Origin of the sequence: Gilliamella sp. Fer4-1 (genome assembly GCF_001690515.1) — a bacterium.
Lineage (GTDB): Bacteria > Pseudomonadota > Gammaproteobacteria > Enterobacterales > Orbaceae > Gilliamella > Gilliamella apicola_C.
In genome coordinates, this window is the sequence record NZ_LZGZ01000226.1 from 1 (window position 1) to 4,143 (window position 4,143).

The window sequence follows — 4,143 nt, forward strand, 5'->3', positions numbered from 1 at the left end:
TATCAGCATTAGCAAAACCAGCTAAAAGTATAAATAGTAAGCCTGTAGTTAATAGTTTTTTCATTATTCTTTCCTCTTATTGTAATATCTATTATATTGTTGGGGTTGATGTTTTAATTCATCAAAATAATTATAATTTAACAAATATCAATAATATATGTTTTTATTGATGCGTAAACCAAAATTAAGACTTCATAAGCTTTATTGCATTTAACCTAATTTTATTGGGCTTTTGCATTATTGGCGTCAGTAGCTAATTTAATGGCATCATCAATCGGTAAGTTTTTTAGTGAGGTATTATTGGTGTCAGCATTGACAAAACCAGCTAAAAATAGAATTAGTAACCCTTTGATTAATAATTTTTTCAAACTTTTATCTTTCATCATAATATTGGCATATTTATATTACCATTGTGTTTTTTTAATTTAAATTTTATCAATACCCGTTTAACTTAAAAATAAGTAGAGAATATTTTTTAACGATAAGTAATAAAAAATGAGAAGTGTAATGCCTTGCTTGCATATCCTTGTTTTTTGATAACTTACTTGTTTATATCAATCGTTATTAAAGCAAGACAAATAAGAATAAAGAAAATACCGATACACCCCATTAAAGGCAATGTTTCGCCTACTACCAAAATTGCTAAAACTGCCGCTATTACAGGCTCAAGCAGAGTGATAGTTGTTGCGGTACTAGCGGATATTTTTGATAAGCCAAATCCATAACAAAGATATCCTACAAACATAGGGACTAATGCCATATAGACACAAACTGTCATATTCGTTAATGAATCACATACACCAAAACCAGTTAGCACCATGATGGGTATTAATAATACGCCTCCACAACCAAAAGTTGCCCCATGGCTGGCTTAGTTGATATTTCTTTCAACATTAACTAAAACTGATGCACTGGCCATGAGTATAAAGCATAAGTAAATACAGCAACCAAACCAAGTAAAACACCAAAGATGATATGATTACTTTGAACGCTTATTAAATTATTTTCTGAAAGTGACAGTAGTATTATCCCTAAAATGCCAAACATTGCGCCAATTAACCAGCATCTAGTTAAGCGAAAGTCACCGTTCACATATTCAATTACAACCAAGAGAATCGACGCCGAGCCAATAGATACAACCGTACCAATTGTCACGCCCGATAATCGCATTGATGAATAAAGAGCTAAAGGATAAATCATTGCGGCAAATAGCACCAACAATAAGAAAATAGATATGCTGGATTAACAAGTCACGCTCGTTAATGATTTTAGAGACAGCTAAAACACACTGCAAAATCCCACCAATCCCCATTGCAACTGCGCCAATAAACAAGGAAGAAAGTGAGGGAGCAAATGTGGCTACATTGCCCTCCATAAAATAGAAGCTAATACAACAGCTAGACTACCAAGATATCGGCTCATTAATCAAGTCATTATTCAATGTTTTGTACTTGCTCTCTAATTTGTTCAATGAGTACTTTAAGTTCAATTGCGCTAGCTGTAACATCTGCATTAATTGATTTAGAGGCAATAGTGTTCGATTCACGATTAAATTCTTGCATCATAAAATCTAACCTACGTCCAATCGCTTCGTTTTTCTTCAAAATAGAATAGGTTTCTTTAACGTGTGTCATTAGTCGATCAAGTTCTTCGGCGACATCTATACGTTGAGCAAGCATCACTATCTCTTGTTCTAAGCGAGAATGGTCAAGTTCAATATTGGCTTCTTGCAATTTGCTTTTTAAACGTTCTTTTTGCCACTCAAGTATTTGAGGCATGTAATTGCGAATCTTATTAACTTCAACAGTAATAGCTTCTAAGCGTTTAACAATCAAATCGCTAAGCGCTTTACCCTCACGCTCACGCACTGTAATAAAATCATCAATCGCACTATCTAATAAGACTATAATTTCTTGGGAAATCGCATCCAGATTTTGCTCTTTAGCCGATAAAACCCCCGGCCAACGTAACACATCAATAGGGTTGGTTTGCCCTGATTGATGCTCGGATTGTACCCAACTTGCTGCATTAAGTATTTGTTTAGCCAAATCTTTATTTAACAAGAGTTCTTGATGTTGCCCCGCAGAATCTAGCTCAAAACGTAAATTACATTCAATTTTTCCTCGAGTTAAACGGCTCCGTAATTTTTCACGGATGATGGGTTCAAGTGAACGAAATTGTTCTGGTAAGCGAATGTAAGTTTCTAAATAACGCTGATTGACTGAACGTAGCTCCCAAGAAGCGGTTCCCCATGATTGACTTAATTCTTTTCTTGCATAGGCGGTCATACTGCAAATCATAATAACACCTTAAAATTATAAAAACTTGCTGGGCATTGTATCATATATTCTGTATAATGCGCTCTTAGCTTAGGCTAAACATTAACCCTATCTTGTTGATGTCCTCCTAAATAATGAGTTCAAAACGATATTTTTTAATTGTAACAATTGGAGAATTGCATGCGCCCGTCTGGTCGATCTGCGGAACAAATCCGCCCTATAAAAATAACCCGTCATTATACTAAGCATGCAGAAGGCTCTGTACTAGTTGAATTTGGTGAAACTAAAGTACTGTGTAATGCCACTGTTGATGAAGGGGTACCACGTTTTCTAAAAGGCAAAAATCAAGGTTGGGTAACAGCCGAATACGGTATGTTACCACGAGCAACCAATTCACGTACGCAACGTGAAGCGGCTAAAGGCAAACAAACAGGTCGAACCATGGAAATTCAACGGCTTATTGCCCGATCATTACGCGCAATGATCGATCTAGAATTATTAGGTGAATACACTATCACGCTAGATTGCGATGTTATTCAAGCCGATGGTGGTACAAGAACAGCATCAATTACTGGGGCTTGTGTTGCGCTGAACGATGCCATTAATAACATGGTTGCCGAAGGTAAAATTAAGCAAAACCCAATTAAATCTTTAGTTGCAGCTGTATCTGTCGGCATTGTAGATGGTCAAGCGCTTTGTGATTTGGAATATATAGAAGATTCAAATGCAGAAACCGATATGAATGTTGTAATGACAGATGACGGGCGAATTATTGAAATACAAGGCACCGCGGAAGGTGAACCATTTAGCCATGAAGAGCTGTTAACGTTATTAGGATTAGCAAAAAATGGGATAGCCGCCATTATTGATGCGCAAAAACAAGCCTTGAACGACTAAACAGCTAATTGAAGAAAATTGGAGAAAACCGATGAAATCATATAAAAGTGAATTTATTGAATTTGCTTTAGATAGGCAAGCATTAAAATTTGGCGAGTTCACACTAAAATCGGGGAGAAAAAGCCCCTATTTCTTTAATGCTGGATTATTTAATACTGGCAAAGATCTGGCTTTATTAGGCCGTTTTTATGCTGCTGCGTTGATGGATGCCAACTTAGAATATGATGTCATTTTTGGTCCTGCTTATAAAGGTATTCCGATTGTTTCTTCAACCGTTGTTGCACTATCAGAACACCATAATGTCGATGTACCTTATTGTTTTAATCGCAAAGAGGCTAAAGACCATGGCGAAGGTGGCAACCTAGTCGGCAGTTCAATTTATCAGCAACGAGTTATGCTAGTTGATGATGTTATTACCGCTGGTACGGCGATTCGTGAATCGATGAGAATATTAGAAGATAACCAATCTAAACTTGCTGGTGTACTAATTTGTTTAGACCGACAAGAAAAAGGTCGTGGTGAGCTATCAGCAATCCAAGAAATTAAACAAACTTATCATTGTGATGTGATTTCAATTATCACATTAGATGATTTGATCCAATACCTCTATCAATCCCCAGAGCGACAAGATCAAGTAAAACAAGTTGAAGCTTATCGGGCTGAGTATGGCATAAAATAATCACCATTCCTTTTTCTTTCCTTACAAAAAGCATCGTAAGATGCTTTTTTATTGATAACATAGCTTTTACAAATCAATGAAAAGTACAATGGATATTGTTCTGTTTAGATTTAATAATTGTATCAATCTTTTTTTAAAATTATTTATAATTTTAATTTATATAAAACCAGTAAACTAGTAGAATAAAGGCAAATAATTTAATAACTTCGAATTAAGCGAGCAAAAATACAAATAGGTATAAATATGGAAGACTCTTTTAAACCCCGTAGTTTATCGATTAGTGAATTA

General features: G+C 35.4%; 6 protein-coding genes. 2 read left to right on the plus strand and 4 right to left on the minus strand.

The window, feature by feature from the left end; translation table 11 throughout:
* Positions 1–221: 221 nt before the first annotated feature.
* The 4 genes from A9G30_RS12990 to A9G30_RS08215 form a co-directional block, all read right to left on the minus strand.
* Positions 222–368, minus strand: coding sequence for a hypothetical protein (locus A9G30_RS12990; RefSeq protein WP_176700874.1), 147 nt, complete (start codon positions 366–368; stop codon positions 222–224).
* Positions 369–541: 173 nt separating this feature from the next.
* Positions 542–820 carry a DMT family transporter gene (locus A9G30_RS13220; protein WP_218057784.1) on the minus strand — a complete coding sequence of 93 codons (279 nt, stop codon included), beginning with the start codon at positions 818–820 and terminating at the stop codon, positions 542–544.
* A gap of 77 nt (positions 821–897) precedes the next feature.
* Positions 898–1,200, minus strand: coding sequence for a hypothetical protein (locus A9G30_RS13225; RefSeq protein WP_218057786.1), 303 nt, complete (start codon positions 1,198–1,200; stop codon positions 898–900).
* Between the two features lie 233 nt (positions 1,201–1,433).
* Entirely contained in the window at positions 1,434–2,300 is an 867-nt protein-coding gene (locus A9G30_RS08215) for a YicC/YloC family endoribonuclease (protein ID WP_065588633.1), read from the minus strand.
* 159 nt (positions 2,301–2,459) lie between these two features.
* Here A9G30_RS08215 and rph point away from each other — a divergent pair, with 159 nt between their 5' ends.
* A complete protein-coding gene (gene rph, locus A9G30_RS08220; protein ID WP_065582744.1) occupies positions 2,460–3,176 on the plus strand; it encodes a ribonuclease PH in 717 nt (238 codons plus the stop codon).
* Between the two features lie 31 nt (positions 3,177–3,207).
* Positions 3,208–3,855 (plus strand): orotate phosphoribosyltransferase, encoded by a 648-nt coding sequence (gene pyrE, locus A9G30_RS08225; RefSeq protein WP_065568488.1) that lies wholly within the window; start codon positions 3,208–3,210, stop codon positions 3,853–3,855.
* Positions 3,856–4,143: the final 288 nt, after the last annotated feature.